Origin of the sequence: Paenibacillus sp. Mc5Re-14 (assembly GCF_001049835.1) — a bacterium.
Taxonomy (GTDB): domain Bacteria; phylum Bacillota; class Bacilli; order Paenibacillales; family Paenibacillaceae; genus Paenibacillus; species Paenibacillus polymyxa_C.
On record NZ_CVPD01000001.1, the window covers coordinates 4,522,166 to 4,539,074 of the forward strand.

A 16,909-nucleotide genomic window follows, 5' to 3' on the forward strand; every position below is an offset into this window, starting at 1 on the left:
CAAATGAATCATCCAGACGCATACCGAGATCAGGAAGTTGTCATTATCGGTCTGGCCAAAAGCGGCGTACAAGTTGCCAAGGTGCTACATCAGGCCGGGGCCAAGCTCACAGTCAATGATAAAAAAGATAGGGAACAATGTCCCGAAGCTTCTGAATTAGAGGCTTTGGGAATTTCCGTTTTATGCGGGGGTCACCCGGAAGGGCTGATTCATCCTGGAGTGAAGCTGGTTGTCAAAAATCCAGGAATTCCTTACACGGCCCCTCCCGTACAGAAAGCTGTCGAGCTCGGCATTGAGGTCGTGACCGAGGTTGAAGTCGCCTACCATCTATGCAAAGCTCCGATTATCGGAATTACTGGCTCCAACGGCAAGACGACCACGACCACTTGGGTGGGCAAGTTGTTGGAGGCATCCGGCATGAATCCGATCGTGGCTGGTAATATCGGTACGCCATTATGCGAGGCGGCTGTGGACGCCAAGTCGGACGAGTGGATGGTTGTGGAGCTGAGCAGCTTTCAGTTAAAAGGAACAAAGGATTTCAAGCCCGCAGTAGCCTGCTTGCTCAATGTAGCTGAGACCCATTTGGATTACCACGGAGGCATGGAGGACTACGTTGCATCGAAGGCACGTCTATTTGCCAATCAAACAGCGTCGGATACCGCGGTGGTGAACTGGGATGATCCCGTCTGCCGGGAGCTTGTGCCCTATATTCAAGCGAAGCTGCTTCCTTTCTCAATGACGGAACGTTTGCAGGAAGGGGTGTTCGCTGACCCGCCATACATACCGGATGTGACGGATGATATTGAAAGAAACATCGTATACCGTGATGGAAATGGGGTACTGCATCCCATTATAGGCGTGACCGATATTGGGCTTCCGGGTCGTTTTAACGTAGAAAATGCTCTAGCTGCTTGTGCAATCGCCATTGCCGCAGGAGCAGAACCAGCAAAATTAGCGAAACCATTAAGCGCTTTTCGCGGTGTAGAACATCGGCTTGAATATGTTTTAGAACACGGTGGAGTAGCTTTTTACAACAATTCCAAAGCAACCAATTCGAAAGCGACAATGATGGCCTTATCTTCCTTTAAGCAACCCATCGTACTCATTGCCGGAGGATTGGATCGTGGCTCTGATTATGCGGAGCTTGTACCGTCCTTGCAGGAAGGTGTGAAAGCCGTTGTGCTCTTGGGGGAGACACGGCATAAGCTGGCAGATCGGGCTCGTCAGGCTGGAATAGAGCATGTCAAGGTCGTCGATAATGGGGAGGATGCCGCCGCTACGCTCGTGGAGGCTGTAAACAAGGCAGCTGAATTTGCTGAGACGGGAGATGTGGTATTACTCTCACCCGCTTGTGCAAGTTGGGATATGTTCCAATCCTATGAAGAGCGTGGACGTATTTTTAAAGAGGCGGCGCATAAATTGTAAGTAGGGGGGTTGGATAAGCCCCTACTTTTATGCAAGGGGTGGCCTCCTGATGAAACAATCTCGTCCGGCGCCAGATATATGGCTTTTCGTCTGTATTGTAAGCTTGTTAGCCATCGGCATGGTTATGGTATACAGCGCGGGCGCCGTCCTCGCTTTTCACGAGTACGGGGACTCCTACTATTTTGTTAAACGACAATTGCTGTTTGCGGGGCTCGGCCTTGTAGCCATGTACTTTACTGCCCGAACGGACTATCGGATTTGGCAGAAATATGCCAAGGTCGTATTGTTGATCTGTCTGGCTCTACTGGTTGCCGTTTTAATCCCTGGCATTGGTGTAGTAAGAGGCGGAGCACGAAGCTGGCTCGGTATTAGCTCTTTTGGCATACAGCCTTCCGAGTTTATGAAGCTGGGTATGATTCTTTTTCTCTCTCAATGGCTCAGTCGTCCTGACTATGATATTAGCTCTTTTACGCGCGGGCTGTTGCCTCCGCTTGGGCTCATGGGACTGGCCTTTGGGCTCATCATGCTCCAGCCTGATTTGGGCACAGGCACGGTAATGATGGGAGCATCCATGCTGATCGTATTTACGGCAGGCGCGCGTATGAAGCATCTTGGTCTACTGGCCTTGTCGGGGGCAGCGGGGTTTGCTGCACTGATTGCAGCTGCCCCTTATCGACTCCAGCGTATTACCGCATTTCTGGACCCTTGGTCTGATCCACTTGGCGCGGGTTATCAAATTATTCAATCGCTATATGCTATTGGTCCTGGCGGATTGGCAGGCTTGGGGCTCGGCATGAGTCGGCAAAAATATAGCTACGTTCCTGAGCCACAGACGGACTTTATCTTTTCCATACTGGCGGAGGAGCTTGGTTTTATCGGTGGAATGACGGTGCTGGGGCTTTTTTTGGTCCTTGTTTGGAGAGGGATGCGTGTGGCTATTACCATCCCGGACACCTATGGCAGTTTGCTTGCGGTAGGTATTGTCGGAATGGTGGCGGTACAGGTCGTTATTAATATTGGTGTTGTTATCGGTCTAATGCCGGTGACAGGAATAACACTGCCCTTAATCAGCTATGGAGGTTCTTCATTGACCTTAATGCTAACTGCTCTGGGCATTTTATTAAATTTATCACGTTATGCGAGGTGAACGTTTATGCGCGTCGTGTTGAGCGGCGGCGGTACTGGAGGGCATATTTATCCAGCACTTGCCGTAGCCAGACAGTGCGAAGAAATAGATCCAGACGCTGAATTTTTATACATTGGCGGTCAACGAGGACTTGAAAGTAAATTGGTTCCTCAGGAAAAAATCCCATTTGAGGCTATTGATATCACAGGATTTCGTCGCAGCTTGTCTGTGGAAAATATAAAAACAATCATGCGCTTTTTCAAAGGAGTTCGCAGGTCCAAAGCATTATTAAAGAAATTTAAGCCAGATATCGTTATTGGTACCGGGGGGTATGTATGCGGCCCTGTCGTTTATGCAGCTTCCAAGTTGGGAATACCCAGCATTATTCATGAACAAAATGCGATTCCTGGATTGACCAATGCATTTCTGAGTCGCTATGTGGATACAGTGGCTGTTAGCTTTGAAGGCTCGGAAGGAGCTTTTCCTAAAGCTAAAAATGTACTTTACACTGGGAACCCGCGTGCTACAACAGTTCGTTTGGCTAACCGGGATCGAGGATTTGCTACGATAGGGGTTCCGATGAACAGCTCGGTGGTCCTGGTGGTTGGCGGCAGCAGAGGGGCGAAGGCCATTAATGATGCCATGATTGCAATGGTTCCGCAACTTTCGCAACTGAAAGACGTCCATTTTGTATATGTGACCGGCGAATCTTACTATGAGCAAACGCTGGACAGCATACGAAATCAGATCGGCTCATTGCCCAATCATCTACACGTGCTTCCCTATATTCACAATATGCCTGAGGTACTGGCTTGTACCTCTTTAATTGTTAATCGCGCAGGTGCGTCCTTCTTGGCAGAGATTACATCGCTCGGCATTCCGTCCGTTCTGATTCCATCACCCAATGTGACGAATAACCACCAGGAGGCTAATGCTCGTACACTTGAAAAGGCAGGGGCTTCTGTCATGATCACAGAAAAGGAATTGAGTGGCCCGGCTCTGTTTCAATCTATAGCGGAAATTATGAAGGATGAGGCAAGGCGGAGCCGGATGGCGGAGTTGGCATCTGCGCTTGGTAAGCCTGACTCAGCAGATATTTTAGTAAAAGAAATGGAGCGTCTTGCCCATAAAAGGTAGTCCGCAGCGCAGATTTGGGCGGTTGTCACACACCGGACGGTATTTACATAGGATACCCTATAGATTGTGACCATCACCCAGGCTGCCGGTTTTTAGGTGAGAGCCTTATAACGATGCGGGGCAAGCAACAAGGAGGTTTCAGTACAATGCAGCAATGGATGCCATTATTAGCGGAGCATGATATCGGAAAAGTGCTGGAGCATGAACCGCTGTCCAAATATACGACCTGGAAGATCGGAGGCCCTGCGGATGCTCTTGTGATCCCGGATACCAAAGAGCAATTGGCAAGGATTTTGAAGCTGGCTAGCGAGCACGGAATTCCCTGGATGCAGTTGGGGCGGGGCTCCAACATGCTCGTCTCTGACAAAGGGATTCGGGGACTGGTGATCAAGCTGGGACCAGGCTTTGATTATGTTCGTTTTGAGGATGAACAGATCGTTGCTGGTGGAGGCGTTTCACTGGTCAAACTATGTGTTATGGCTAGCAAGCAGGGTCTGTCAGGCCTTGAGTTTGCTGGGGGGATTCCAGGATCGGTCGGTGGGGCTGTCTACATGAACGCCGGTGCCCACGGGTCTGATGTGTCACAAATATTCCAGTCCGCTGAGATTGTGCTGGATACAGGGGAATTGGCTGTGTACAATGCCGAGGATATGCATTTTAGCTATCGTCACTCCGTGCTGCATGAGCAACGTGGAATGGTGACAGAGGCAGTGTTCCAGATGAAGCGAGGGGACCGAGAGGAAATCTCAGCAGCGCTTGCGGCTTTTAAAGACCGCCGTAGGCTGACCCAGCCGCTACAGTTAGCTTGTGCAGGAAGCGTGTTCCGTAATCCACCAGGAGACTATGCTGCCCGGCTTATTGAAAGCGCAGGTCTTAAAGGTTTGAAAGCGGGAGGCGCTGAGGTATCTGTACAACATGCTAATTTCATTGTAAATACCGGTCAAGCGACAGCAGAGGACGTGCTTACCCTAATGAAGCATATTCAAAGTACAATATCATCTCAAACCGGCATCAAGCTAGTTCCGGAGGTTTTCGTAGTGGGTGAGCGGTAAACTCGGAGGTGATACATTGGACAAATTGGTGATTGAGGGAGGCCGTCCCCTGTCAGGCACCATACGTATCCATGGGGCGAAAAATGCGGCACTACCTATTCTTGCAGCAAGCTTGCTTGCACAAGGTAAGGTGGAAATTCGGAATGTCCCCCATCTTTTAGACATTAAGGTCATGCTGCATATCCTAGAAAGACTTGGTTGCACATGCCGACATGAAGAGGAAACGGTATATGTGGATACATCGTCCGTCCGAACGTTCCAAATTCCTGAGGATTTGATGAAGCAAATGCGGTCATCTATCTTTCTAATGGGGCCGCTGCTCGCCAGATACGGAGAAGTTTCCATTTACCAGCCCGGAGGCTGCGCCATAGGCGAGCGCAAAATTGATCTTCACCTGGAGGGCTTAAAAGCCCTTGGCGCAGAGATCGAGGAGAAAGACGAGCAAATTACATTTCGAGCCCGCAAGCTGATCGGCTCGGACATCCACATGGATTTTCCGAGCGTAGGGGCAACAGAAAATATTATGATGGCTGCCGCGCTGGCCGAAGGACGAACAACGATTACCAATGCAGCGAGGGAACCAGAGATTCAGGATCTTCAAAACTTTCTGAATGCCATGGGAGCCCATATTATTGGTGCTGGAACAGATACAATTACAATTACGGGGGTCAGTCAACTCAATCCTTGTACGTATGAGGTCATTCCTGACCGCATAGTAGCTGGAACGATTATGATCGCAGCGGCAGCTACACGAGGTAGTGTGTCATTGACACACTGCAATCCTTCCCACTTGTCTGCGCTGATTCACGTCCTTAGGCGGGCTGGTGTTCAAATCGGCATCTTGAATGATATAATGACCGTAAGTTGTATGAGCCGTCCTAAAGCAGTGGAGAGGATCGTTACCTCACCTTATCCGTCATTTCCGACGGATTTGCAATCTCAGGTCATGGTTTTGCTTTCTTTGGCGGACGGTTTCAGTGTCATGAAAGAGACTGTCTTTGAAAGCCGATTTAAGCATGTAGATGAACTGAATGTAATGGGTGCTGATATTACGGTCGATGCGAATGCTGCTTTTATAAGAGGGGTTTCTCGTTTGTACGGGGCTACAGTAGAGGCTACTGATCTGCGGGCAGGGGCTGCACTGGTTATAGCCGGTCTAGCCGCTCAAGGACGTACCATTGTCGAGCAGGTTCACCACATTGACAGAGGGTATGACCGGATCGAACGTCTTTTCCAGGGATTGGGTGCCCGAATGAGCCGTCAGTCTCCGGTGCCTGAGCAACTGGATTTCGTAAATTAATGCCTGTAATGTCCCTCCGTTAACGGGGGGACAAAAGGCTTTTGTGGAGAGAAGCTATGCCAAATGCTCAAATACCTGTTCTTAAAAAGAACAGAACGAAAAAAAGAACAAGCCGGAAGATTGCTATTCTTCTCATTTTGTTGTTTATTGTACTGCTCGCTGTTCTCTTTTTCCGTTCTTCGTTGAGTCAGGTTTCTGAAATTCGTTTTGATGGTAATGTATTTTCGACCCGGGAGCAACTTCTCAATCGAAGTGGTCTCGCTGTCGGAGATCAATATTTCGGAGTCAGTTCATCCGACGTCTCTGAGAAGCTGCGGGAAATTCAGTCAATTCAGCAAGTCACAGTGGACAAGCAGTTTCCGGGTATCATTACGATTCACATTAAAGAGTTTGCTACGGTAGCTTACGAGTTGCAAAGCGACGGTAGCCTGCGTGCTATTCTAGCAAATGGGACAAGCGTGGGCGTAGGAAGCAGTGGGATAGCGGTTGAAAAGCCTATTTTGACTAAATGGAAATCAGATGATCCTTACAAAGCGAAGCTGTGTGATGCTTTATCACGCATTCCGGGAGAATGGACAGCTGATATTTCGGAAATCATTCCCGCACCGATTCCTTCTTTTCCAGACCGTATAAAAATGTACACGCGTTCCCAATTTGAGGTTATTACAACCGTTTCATTGTTGAACTCTAAAATCAGCTATTTGAACCAGGTGCTAGAAACAGAAGATCCTGGTGTGATCACAATGCTGGAGGCGGATTCCTACGTTCCATTCAAACCCGATACGAGCGAAGAGGGCCAAGAAAAAGATACTACTCAGTGATGTGAAAAAATGCTAGAATTGATTTTATGGGTAATAGACTTGCCTCCTTCTTTTTTCTTCAAATTTTTATGTGACTGCAACCATAAATTGGCTTCTAAAAAATTTGTAGAAAAAAGAGGGAAAGCATGGAGTATGTTGAATATGTACAGAGTGTGTTTAAAGAACGAAATTCATTTTGGAGTCAGGAGGTGCCACAGACTTGAGCAACAATGACATCATTGTTAGTTTGGACATCGGTACATCCAAAGTTCGGGCTATTATTGGGGAAATGAATAATGGAACCTTTAATATTATTGGAGTTGGATCTGCCGACTCGGAAGGGATTCGCAAAGGTGCAATTGTAGACATTGATCAAACCGTGCAATCAATCCGTAACGCCGTGGATCACGCAGAACGCATGGTTGGTATTCAAATAACAGAAGTGTATGTGGGGATTTCAGGCAACCATATTGGTCTGCAAAATAGTCATGGCGTAGTAGCCGTGTCCAACGAGGACCGTGAAATCGGCGAGGAGGACATTGAACGTGTACTGAAGGCAGCAGAAGTAATTGCCGTACCACCGGAGAGAGAAATTATTGACGTGGTAGCCAAGCAGTATGTCGTAGATGGCCTTGAAGGAATTCAGGACCCTCGTGGTATGATCGGTGTTCGTCTCGAAGTAGAGGCTACGATAGTTACTGGAGGCAAGACCCCAATACATAATCTGTTGCGCTGCGTTGAGAAAGCCGGCCTGAGGATTAAAGATCTCGTCTTGTTGCCTCTTGGAGCTGGACAGTTGTCTCTTTCGAAGGATGAAAAGGTGATGGGTTCCGTGCTGGTGGATATTGGTGCAGGTTCTACGAATGTGGCCATTTTCCAGGAAGGAACGATTGTTGCTACATCAACACTCCCCATCGGCGGAGAATTTGTAACCAATGATATTGCCTACGGACTGAGAACCCTTACCGATCAAGCTGAAAAAGTAAAACTCAAATACGGCTGCGCTTGGTATGATGATGCAGCAGCCGATGTCGTCTTTAAAGTGACCCGTATCGGCAGTAATGTAGATAAGGAGTTCAACCAACAGGATTTGGCTGCTATTATTGAGCCGAGAGTACAGGAAATTTTTCAACTCATTCAGGCGGAAGTTAAGCGCTTGGGTTACACAGAGCTTCCGGGGGGTTATATACTTACCGGAGGCACCGTCTCCATGCCTGGTGTACTTCAGGTGGCACAAAGCGAACTGGCCGCTTCCGTAAGGATCGCTGTACCTGATTTTATCGGTGTAAGGGATCCGGGATATACGAGCGGAGTTGGTATTTTGCATAATGCTATCCGTTACTATCGCGGGAGATCGACTAGTGTTAGCAACAGTGGCGGTAGTACCAAGAAGCCGACTAGCCGAACCAAGAGCAGCAGTCCCGTTGCGGAAGGCGAGCAAAAGCAGGGGTTGATTGAACGCTTAAAAAATATGTTCAGTGAATTTATATAACGTTCATTGCTAATTATGCCAATCATGGACGGGCCATCCATGCACATTGAGGGGGAGATGGAATAGTATGTTGGAATTTGATTTTGAAATGGAGAGCTTGGCTCAAATTAAAGTGATCGGCGTCGGAGGCGGCGGCAGCAATGCAGTTAACCGAATGATCGAAAATGGAGTTCAGGGTGTAGAGTTCATTACTGTCAATACAGATGCCCAGGCGCTTCACTTGGCGAAGTCTGAGCACAAGCTTCAAATTGGCGATAAGCTCACTCGCGGTCTGGGTGCCGGGGCTAACCCTGATGTGGGTAAAAAAGCGGCTGAAGAGTCGCGTGAGCTTATTATGAATACGCTCAAAGGCGCGGATATGGTATTCGTAACTGCGGGAATGGGTGGCGGTACAGGAACCGGAGCGGCCCCTGTCATTGCTGAAATTGCTAAGGAATGCGGTGCGCTGACTGTAGGCGTGGTAACCCGACCATTCACATTTGAAGGGCGTAAACGCTCCAATCAAGCTGAACTTGGCATTGAGGGATTGAAAGAAAAAGTAGACACCTTGATTGTAATCCCGAATGATCGCTTGCTTGAAATTGTGGACAAGAAAACCCCAATGCTGGAAGCATTCCGTGAAGCGGATAATGTTCTGCGTCAGGCCGTACAAGGTATTTCGGATTTGATCGCTGTACCGGGTCTGATCAACCTTGACTTCGCTGACGTAAAAACGATCATGACGGAGCGTGGCTCCGCGTTGATGGGGATTGGCGAAGCAACGGGTGAAAATCGTGCGGCTGAAGCAGCGCGTAAGGCTATCATGAGTCCGTTGCTGGAGACATCCATAGAAGGTGCGCGTGGTGTCATTATGAACATCACTGGCGGCACCAATTTGTCTCTATACGAGGTCAATGAGGCGGCTGAAATTGTAACATCAGCTTCCGATCCGGAAGTGAATATGATTTTCGGTGCCATCATTGATGAAGACTTGAAAGAAGAGATTAAGGTTACCGTCATCGCCACTGGTTTTGAAGGTAAGCCGAGCCATCCAGCACCGGGACGTAGACCAGCAGCTAACCCAGCGGCTTCCGAAGCAACGGAAAAGTCCTCTCCTAACTTGCGTCCATTCGGTAACACTCAAAGCAGTGACCAATTGGATATTCCGACATTCTTACGTAACCGTTCACGCAATAATAATAACGATAACTAGTTTGAATTTAGAAAGCCCGCATCCTCCTTGGAGATGCGGGCTTCTTTCTGTTTTCTCCGCATTCCACACGGCCAGTGCTTCTCCTCTTTCCGACAAAATTAGTCGGACACCGTCCCCACCGTTAGACAGACTTTGAAGCGTATGACTACTATACTTAAGCCTATCCTGCAAAATGCTGGGCGGGTGAATCCTTGGTTGTTTATATCGATTTGATTTTCTTGGCCAATTTGTTTATTGATGCTGTGTTGCTAATGGCCACCGCCTGGATGAGAAAGATCCGACCCGTGTGGTGGCGATTGATGACTTCAGCTGGAATTGGCGCAATGTACGTGGTCATGATGTTTGTGCCGGAGCTGTCATTTTTGTTTACGTTTCTAATCAAGCTGGCCTTATCGGTCATTATGCTGCTGGTGGCCTTTGGTTTTGGCAGCATGCAAAAGTATCTTCGTACAATGGGTGCCTTTTACATGATCAATTTTGTAGCAGCAGGTGGCATTTTGGGGATGCATTATTTTCTCCAGAATACGGGGGATTTGTTTAATGGCATCTGGTATACCGCATCAGGTGGAATGTCTTTTGAATTAAAAATCGCATTCTGGTTTATTTTATGCGCATTTGGCGGAGTGATGCTCTTCTTTCGTATTGTGCAGTCCTCAAAGCAGCGTACAGAAAGGATGAGTGGCTTTTTGGGGCAAGTACAGGTGTGGATTGGGCAGGATCATATTGAGTGTACAGGCTTGTTGGATACAGGTAACCAACTGCATGATCCTTTGACCCGAACCCCAGTAATGGTGATGGAGGCGGCTTTGTGGGAATCGTATTTACCCGCCTCTTGGCTCCAAAAATGTTCTGAGGGTAATGCTGATCAACTAGTGATGGATCTGGGGGAGGAATCGTTCAGCTGGCAGGATCGTGTTCGTCTCGTCCCTTATCGTGGAATTAACCGAAGTCATTCCTTTATGCTCGCACTCAAACCAGATCGAGTAGAGGTGGTGATGAATGGGGTTCATTTTGTACATCATCGAGTGCTGATTGGCTTAGACGGGGGGAAGTTGTCGGCAGAGGGCAAATATCGTGCCATCATCCACCCAGAAGTGACGGTACACGAAGAAGGGGAGGCTGATACAAACCTAAAACGAGAAGCATATGCTAGAGACCATTTTACAGAATCAGGATAATGAAGAAGAGCGTAGGACAAGGTTTAAAGACGAGGAGAAACATTCAATGCTGGAATGGACGGAGCTCAGTAAGACTTAACTTGTACTATTTTCAAAAGGGGGAGAATGATATGAGGGAGCAAATGAATTTAAAAATGAAATTTAGGCTAGCATGGCAACTGCAATATTATCGTATTTTATTTTTATTCGGGCTGAAAAGTGAAGAAATTTATTATATTGGCGGTAGCGAGGCGCTCCCCCCTCCATTGACAAGAGACGAGGAAGAGTATTTGCTTGGAAAGCTTTCTTCTGGAGATGCAGCAGTACGGTCGATGCTAATCGAGAGAAATTTGCGGTTAGTTGTGTATATTGCCCGTAAATTTGAGAATACGGGCATCAACATTGAGGATCTCGTATCCATCGGTGCTATTGGGCTGATCAAAGCGGTGAACACTTTTGATCCGGAGAAGAAAATCAAACTTGCCACCTATGCATCCCGATGCATTGAGAATGAGATTTTAATGTATTTGCGTCGCAATAGCAAAACGAGAACGGAGGTTTCTTTTGATGAGCCTCTGAATATCGATTGGGATGGTAATGAGTTGTTGCTTTCCGATGTGATGGGAACGGAAAATGATACCATTTATCGTAATATTGAGGAGCAAGTAGACCGTAAATTATTGCATAAGGCACTGGATAAGCTGACGGATCGAGAGCGTTTGATTATGGAACTTCGCTTCGGTTTACAAGACGGAGAAGAGAAGACACAGAAGGATGTTGCTGACCTGTTGGGTATATCGCAATCGTATATTTCGCGTCTGGAAAAACGAATTATAAAGCGCTTACGAAAGGAATTTAATAAAATGGTATAATGCTTGGAGATATCCGGAAGCGATGGAAACGGCGAATAAAAAAATGCCCTCAGGAGATAATGTACATTAATGTTGCTCCTTGGGAGGTAAGACACGATGACCCGAAACAAAGTGGAAATTTGCGGTGTGGATACCGCTAAACTGCCGGTATTAACCAATGCAGAAATGCGCGAGCTGTTCACATCACTTCAGCAAAATAATGAACGATCAGCCAGAGAAAAATTGGTCAACGGCAATCTCCGGCTCGTCCTGAGTGTGATTCAGCGTTTTAACAATCGGGGGGAGTTTGTGGACGATTTGTTCCAGGTAGGATGCATCGGCCTGATGAAGGCGATTGATAATTTTGACCTTTCGCAAAACGTAAAGTTCTCCACTTATGCGGTGCCGATGATCATCGGAGAGATCCGCCGTTATTTGCGGGATAACAACCCGATCCGTGTGTCCCGTTCGTTGCGGGATATTGCATATAAGGCGCTTCAGGTGCGGGACAGTCTGACAAATCTGAACTCGCGGGAACCAACGATTTTTGAAATATCAGAAGTGCTAAATGTGCCTAAAGAAGATGTTGTGTTCGCATTGGATGCGATTCAGGATCCAGTTTCGCTGTTCGAGCCGATATATCACGACGGGGGCGACCCAATCTATGTGATGGATCAGATCAGTGATGACAGAAATAAAGACGTCTCATGGATTGAGGAAATCGCTCTCCGGGAAGCGATGCATCGCCTGGGCCAGCGTGAAAAGATGATATTGTCTATGCGTTTTTATGAAGGAAAGACGCAAATGGAGGTTGCCGACGAAATCGGTATCTCTCAAGCCCAGGTTTCGAGATTAGAGAAGTCGGCTATACAGCAAATGCAAAAACATGTAAAGTCCTAAAGAAATGAATGCTGGAATGATTCAGTGACAAAAACGATCCCGTGTGGATCGTTTTTGCGTTTGCAGGACATTTTTTGGGCTCTTCCACTCATATAGTGAAATAAAGGATGTGATGCGTGTGAATGCACCGGAAACGTCAGTAAGAGCCATGAAAATTTCCGAGTTTCAAACCAAGGATGTCATTAACATTGTAGATGGACGACGTCTGGGACAAATCAGTGATCTGGAGATTGACGTACGACAAGGGAAAATTGAAGCTATTGTGGTTCCGGGCAGCAGTCGATTCATGGGCTGGTTTGGAGGGGGAAGCGAATTGGTTATTCCGTGGCGCAACATTGTGAAAATTGGTTCGGATGTTGTGCTTGTTCGACTGGAGGGATTGCATGAGCCACCGGATGAAAGGGAGGAAAAGCTGTATATCGAACGTCAGGAGCGGAATGACCGACGGGTCTTTTGAACAGGAGGGACACGTAATTTAGTATGTTGTGAAGACACAGCGGCGGCTTTTTGGTACACTGGGCAGTAGAGGTGAGAACAAAATGGAACCGTTTATAGTGAATACCGAGGCTAAAGGGACTACGCCCATGCAAGATGGCAGACGTCCCGTGCCGGAGTTGTTATATATTCAATCTTGGGAGCGGCAGGTTCAGGGATTAACAGCGGGGTTTACAGGGCGTCATGGCGGTGTCAGTGAAGCGCCATACGATAGTCTGAACTGTGCGTTTCATGTAGGGGATGACCCCGAGAAAGTCATTCGCAACCGCCGATTAATTGCTGAGCAGCTTGGTTTTGCTGCTGAAGCGTGGACGTGCGGCGAGCAGGTCCACGGTAATCATGTTGCTGTTGTCCAGGCTGCTGATCGTGGGCGAGGCTTTATGGATCGTGCATCAGCTTTTCAGGACACAGATGGACTTTTGACGAATATACCAGGCATTTTGCTGACGTCCTTTTATGCGGACTGTGTCCCCCTATATTTTTGTGATCCCGTGCATCGTGTGATTGGGTTGGCGCATGCAGGCTGGAAGGGAACAGTGGCGGAGATTGCGTTGAAAATGGTACAGACCATGCAAACTGAATATGGATCTCAGCCGTCCGATATACTAGCAGCTATTGGTCCTTCCATTGGTCCTGAATCCTATGAGGTAGATGAGCATGTGATGAGCCAAATTCGGGTTTTAGAGCATGATTGCCCGGGTAATGATAAATGGGAAGGTTCTGTTTATTTCCCCTTAACGGGCGGAAAAACACTACTTGACTTGAAACAATGCAATCGACACATTATGATGAAAGCAGGAATATTGCCGAGCCATATCGAATGTACTACCTTGTGCACGAGTAGCCGTAGCGATTTGTTTTTTTCATATCGTAAGGAAGGCGGCGTTACAGGAAGAATGGCGAGTTGGATTGGTCTGGAAGAGAGGTGAGTCCTCCCGTGTCTTTGGAGGAACGAATTAAAGAAGTTAACGCCCGTATCGAAGCGGCATGTGCCCGTAGCGGACGTTCGCGTGATGAAGTAAATGTGATCGCTGTCACGAAATATGTTTCGGCGGCGGCAATGGCATCCGTATTGGATAACGACTTGGAGCATGTGGGCGAAAATCGCTGGCAGGATGCTGCAGATAAATGGAGCAAGTTGGGTGACCGGGGAACGTGGCATTTTATTGGTCATCTCCAAACGAATAAGGTTAAAGATGTAATTGGAAAATTTAAATTTATACATTCGCTTGATCGCTTATCGCTCGCTCAGGAATTGGATAAGAAGGCAGCCGCTTTGGGACTGCGAGTCAAAGCTTTTGTACAAGTCAATATTTCTGGGGAAATTTCAAAATACGGCTTATCCCCCGAGGCGGTCGCCCCTTTCTTGGAACAAATTCGCGAGTTGGAACATGTGGACGTAATCGGCTTGATGACCATGGCTCCTCATGAGGAAGACCCAGAACATACTCGACCTGTGTTTCGAGGATTGCGTGAACTGCGTGATCGGTTAAATGGACAAGCCTTGACTAGAGAACCTATCGTTCACTTGTCTATGGGGATGTCCAATGATTTTGAAGTGGCGGTTGAAGAAGGAGCGACCTGGTTGCGGCTTGGTTCCGTACTGGTCGGACGAGAGGAGGATTTTCAGTGGGCGTAATGAATAAGTTCATGAACTTTCTGGGGCTTCAGGAAGAAGAGGAAGTTATAGAGCGAGAGGTTATGAATACGCCGGAAGATCAAGAAATTGAAACCCCAAGCTTTGATAAACGTAAGAACCAGAAGGGCACGAATGTTGTCAGCATCCATTCACAGAAAAATGTGAAAGTTGTTCTATATGAGCCGCGTTCTTACGATGAAGCACAGGAAATCGCCGACCATATCCGTTCACATCGCACCGTCGTAGTTAACTTGCAACGAATTCGCAAGGATCAGGCGCTACGTATCATTGATTTTTTGAGTGGCACTGTGTATGCACTGAGTGGCGGCATTTCGAAGGTCGGTAACAATATTTTTCTGTGCACACCGGATACGGTTGAAATTCAAGGCTCCATTACGGAGATACTGGCTGACACTGAACAAGAACTTAACAGAATGAGGTGAGCTTTTCTTGATCGAGGTAATTTACTGGTTATTTCAGATTTATTCGTACATGATCATTGCATATGTCCTGCTGTCATGGCTTCCTAATGCCAGAGAGAGTGTGATCGGTGATTTACTTGCCAGGTTTGTGGAGCCGTATTTGTCTCCTTTTCGCAGGTTTATACCGCCAATCTTCGGGATGATTGATATTTCACCTATCGTAGCGCTGATTGCTTTGCGTTTTGCATCGTACGGTTTGATTTCTTTAATTGGCAATTTCGTCTAGGAGGATTTATGCGAACTGAGATTTATGAGCATTTTCACCCGGATGAACGGGATTATGTGGATCGTGCTTCCGAATGGATCAGTCATGCGGGAGCTTATCATGAGCAGAAGCTGACTGATTTTTTGGATCCGCGACAACAGTACATATTGGAGACACTTGCTTCGAAGGAAGACAAGGTCACGATTAGGGTAGATGGCGGATATACGGCTTCGGAACGAAAGCGGGCGCTGATTGCGCCCGATTATTCGTATTTGGACGATGAGGAAATGGGAATTCAGGTCCTTTCCATCTCTTCTGATGATCATAAAATTAATACCCTTGAGCACGGCGATTATCTAGGTGCCATTTTGGGGCTTGGGATCAAGCGTGGAAAAATCGGGGACATTCACGTGCTGGATGATGGGTGTCATGTGTTGGTGGCATCAGAGATCGGAGATTTTATAACCATGCATTTGCAGCAGGTACATCGTGTTCATGTTTGGACAGAACTGTTGCCAGTAGCAAGTCTCCGAACGAAGGAAGTTGCATTAGAGGCGATGGATCTGACGGTCGCTTCTTTGCGTCTGGACGGGGTTGCCAGTGACGTCTACAAATTGAGTCGCAGTAAAATATTAACACCGATTCGAGCGGGACGATGTCGGGTAAACTGGAAGGTGGAGGAGAATCCATCTACTTCACTTAAGGTTGGGGACGTTATTTCCATGCAGGGATTTGGGCGTTTCAAAGTGCTTGAAACAGACGGGATGACAAAAAAGGGTAGATTCCGTGTCAAAATTGGTAAGTTTGTATAGCTGTAGGCAGGATTCATGAGCTTTCTGTCGAAAGAATTAACCTATAGCGAAGAACTGGAACGATTTTGCTCTGTACAGTATTCACAAAACGGGGTATGATGACCGATAGATGATAATGAGCGTCGTGACGCGGAAAATGAATTTTTTGTCAATCTTATAGGAGGTGGACGGCATGCCATTAACGCCATTGGATATACATAATAAGGAATTTGCCCGCCGGCTTCGCGGTTATGATGAGGATCAGGTTAATGAATTTTTGGATCAGGTGATCAAGGATTACGAGGGCGTTATTCGTGAAAATAAAGAACTGAGCACCCAGTTGCTGAACGTACAGGAGAAGCTCGATCATTTTGCGACGATTGAGGATACACTGAGTAAGACAATTATTGTCGCGCAGGAAGCAGCTGATGAAGTTCGCAACAACGCCAAGAAAGAATCTCAACTGATCGTGAAGGAAGCGGAAAAAAATGCGGATCGTATTGTGAACGAAGCATTGTCCAAATCCCGCAAAATCGCGTTGGAGGTTGAAGAACTGAAGAAACAGGCTTCAATTTACCGAGCACGGTTTCGTACATTGGTGGAAGCACAGCTTGACTTGTTAAGCCAAGATGGCTGGGAAGCACTTGAAAACCGGGAACGCGAAGTGCTGGAACGCGAGCGTGAAATGAAAGAAATTTACTGATTTTGATTTCTGACAAACTTTTCATTAGGTCTTGTTAGGGTTGACTTTTTTCTTTAAACAGGCTATAACTGTAAATACTATACTGAATTCAACGATTATCCGTCTATTGGTTGATGGTTGTTATTCAAAGGCAACGATGTTGCTGGTTTAATATTCGATGAA

18 protein-coding genes are annotated in these 16,909 nt (G+C 47.2%); all 18 read left to right on the forward strand.

The window, feature by feature from the left end; genetic code table 11:
- Positions 1 to 3: 3 nt before the first annotated feature.
- A complete protein-coding gene (murD, locus tag BN1546_RS20715; RefSeq protein WP_090738744.1) occupies positions 4 to 1,425 on the forward strand; it encodes a UDP-N-acetylmuramoyl-L-alanine--D-glutamate ligase in 1,422 nt (473 codons plus the stop codon).
- Between the two features lie 49 nt (positions 1,426 to 1,474).
- A complete protein-coding gene (gene spoVE / locus BN1546_RS20720; protein WP_013372090.1) occupies positions 1,475 to 2,572 on the forward strand; it encodes a stage V sporulation protein E in 1,098 nt (365 codons plus the stop codon).
- A gap of 6 nt (positions 2,573 to 2,578) precedes the next feature.
- On the forward strand, positions 2,579 to 3,688 hold the full coding sequence (gene murG, locus BN1546_RS20725) for an undecaprenyldiphospho-muramoylpentapeptide beta-N-acetylglucosaminyltransferase (protein ID WP_090738745.1): 1,110 nt from the start codon (positions 2,579 to 2,581) through the stop codon (positions 3,686 to 3,688).
- A 146-nt stretch (positions 3,689 to 3,834) separates the two neighbouring features.
- On the forward strand, positions 3,835 to 4,740 hold the full coding sequence (gene murB / locus BN1546_RS20730; protein ID WP_064962137.1) for a UDP-N-acetylmuramate dehydrogenase: 906 nt from the start codon (positions 3,835 to 3,837) through the stop codon (positions 4,738 to 4,740).
- On the forward strand, positions 4,730 to 6,040 hold the full coding sequence (gene murA, locus BN1546_RS20735; protein ID WP_176702347.1) for a UDP-N-acetylglucosamine 1-carboxyvinyltransferase: 1,311 nt from the start codon (positions 4,730 to 4,732) through the stop codon (positions 6,038 to 6,040). Before murB ends, murA begins: the two co-directional genes overlap by 11 nt.
- Before the next feature lie 56 nt (positions 6,041 to 6,096).
- Entirely contained in the window at positions 6,097 to 6,861 is a 765-nt protein-coding gene (locus BN1546_RS20740; RefSeq protein WP_013372086.1) for a cell division protein FtsQ/DivIB, read from the forward strand.
- Between the two features lie 199 nt (positions 6,862 to 7,060).
- Complete coding sequence (gene ftsA, locus BN1546_RS20745) at positions 7,061 to 8,332, forward strand: cell division protein FtsA (protein WP_040103330.1); 1,272 nt, start codon at positions 7,061 to 7,063, stop codon at positions 8,330 to 8,332.
- Between the two features lie 67 nt (positions 8,333 to 8,399).
- Entirely contained in the window at positions 8,400 to 9,524 is a 1,125-nt protein-coding gene (gene ftsZ / locus BN1546_RS20750) for a cell division protein FtsZ (protein ID WP_090738746.1), read from the forward strand.
- A gap of 191 nt (positions 9,525 to 9,715) precedes the next feature.
- A complete protein-coding gene (spoIIGA, locus tag BN1546_RS20755; RefSeq protein ID WP_090738747.1) occupies positions 9,716 to 10,702 on the forward strand; it encodes a sigma-E processing peptidase SpoIIGA in 987 nt (328 codons plus the stop codon).
- A 110-nt stretch (positions 10,703 to 10,812) separates the two neighbouring features.
- Positions 10,813 to 11,553 (forward strand): RNA polymerase sporulation sigma factor SigE, encoded by a 741-nt coding sequence (sigE, locus tag BN1546_RS20760; protein ID WP_013372081.1) that lies wholly within the window; start codon positions 10,813 to 10,815, stop codon positions 11,551 to 11,553.
- Between the two features lie 96 nt (positions 11,554 to 11,649).
- Positions 11,650 to 12,432, forward strand: coding sequence for an RNA polymerase sporulation sigma factor SigG (gene sigG, locus BN1546_RS20765; protein ID WP_013372080.1), 783 nt, complete (start codon positions 11,650 to 11,652; stop codon positions 12,430 to 12,432).
- 118 nt (positions 12,433 to 12,550) lie between these two features.
- Entirely contained in the window at positions 12,551 to 12,889 is a 339-nt protein-coding gene (locus tag BN1546_RS20770) for a YlmC/YmxH family sporulation protein (RefSeq protein WP_013372079.1), read from the forward strand.
- A gap of 82 nt (positions 12,890 to 12,971) precedes the next feature.
- Complete coding sequence (pgeF, locus tag BN1546_RS20775) at positions 12,972 to 13,856, forward strand: peptidoglycan editing factor PgeF (protein ID WP_025676444.1); 885 nt, start codon at positions 12,972 to 12,974, stop codon at positions 13,854 to 13,856.
- An 8-nt stretch (positions 13,857 to 13,864) separates the two neighbouring features.
- Positions 13,865 to 14,566 carry a YggS family pyridoxal phosphate-dependent enzyme gene (locus BN1546_RS20780; RefSeq protein ID WP_058829867.1) on the forward strand — a complete coding sequence of 234 codons (702 nt, stop codon included), beginning with the start codon at positions 13,865 to 13,867 and terminating at the stop codon, positions 14,564 to 14,566.
- Complete coding sequence (locus BN1546_RS20785) at positions 14,557 to 15,009, forward strand: cell division protein SepF (RefSeq protein WP_013372076.1); 453 nt, start codon at positions 14,557 to 14,559, stop codon at positions 15,007 to 15,009. The genes BN1546_RS20780 and BN1546_RS20785 overlap by 10 nt, the downstream gene beginning before the upstream one ends.
- A gap of 7 nt (positions 15,010 to 15,016) precedes the next feature.
- The gene (locus BN1546_RS20790) at positions 15,017 to 15,274 is read left to right on the forward strand and encodes a YggT family protein (protein WP_013372075.1); all 258 of its coding nucleotides are present in this window, start codon (positions 15,017 to 15,019) and stop codon (positions 15,272 to 15,274) included.
- Positions 15,275 to 15,282: 8 nt separating this feature from the next.
- Positions 15,283 to 16,065: a YlmH family RNA-binding protein gene (locus tag BN1546_RS20795; RefSeq protein WP_090738748.1), complete on the forward strand. Its 783-nt coding sequence runs from the start codon at positions 15,283 to 15,285 to the stop codon at positions 16,063 to 16,065.
- A 172-nt stretch (positions 16,066 to 16,237) separates the two neighbouring features.
- Positions 16,238 to 16,747 (forward strand): DivIVA domain-containing protein, encoded by a 510-nt coding sequence (locus BN1546_RS20800; RefSeq protein ID WP_013311075.1) that lies wholly within the window; start codon positions 16,238 to 16,240, stop codon positions 16,745 to 16,747.
- Positions 16,748 to 16,909: the final 162 nt, after the last annotated feature.

Excerpts from the sequence above, each read along its gene's own strand:
- spoVE (WP_013372090.1), top strand. The coding sequence starts at position 1,475 with ATGAAACAATCTCGTCCGGCGCCAGATATATGGCTTTTCGTCTGTATT.
- murD (WP_090738744.1), top strand. The coding sequence starts at position 4 with ATGAATCATCCAGACGCATACCGAGATCAGGAAGTTGTCATTATCGGT.
- sigE (WP_013372081.1), top strand. The coding sequence starts at position 10,813 with ATGAGGGAGCAAATGAATTTAAAAATGAAATTTAGGCTAGCATGGCAA.
- BN1546_RS20800 (WP_013311075.1), top strand. The coding sequence starts at position 16,238 with ATGCCATTAACGCCATTGGATATACATAATAAGGAATTTGCCCGCCGG.
- BN1546_RS20740 (WP_013372086.1), top strand. The coding sequence starts at position 6,097 with ATGCCAAATGCTCAAATACCTGTTCTTAAAAAGAACAGAACGAAAAAA.
- murB (WP_064962137.1), top strand. The coding sequence starts at position 3,835 with ATGCAGCAATGGATGCCATTATTAGCGGAGCATGATATCGGAAAAGTG.
- pgeF (WP_025676444.1), top strand. The coding sequence starts at position 12,972 with ATGGAACCGTTTATAGTGAATACCGAGGCTAAAGGGACTACGCCCATG.
- murG (WP_090738745.1), top strand. The coding sequence starts at position 2,579 with ATGCGCGTCGTGTTGAGCGGCGGCGGTACTGGAGGGCATATTTATCCA.
- ftsZ (WP_090738746.1), top strand. The coding sequence starts at position 8,400 with ATGTTGGAATTTGATTTTGAAATGGAGAGCTTGGCTCAAATTAAAGTG.
- sigG (WP_013372080.1), top strand. The coding sequence starts at position 11,650 with ATGACCCGAAACAAAGTGGAAATTTGCGGTGTGGATACCGCTAAACTG.
- BN1546_RS20795 (WP_090738748.1), top strand. The coding sequence starts at position 15,283 with ATGCGAACTGAGATTTATGAGCATTTTCACCCGGATGAACGGGATTAT.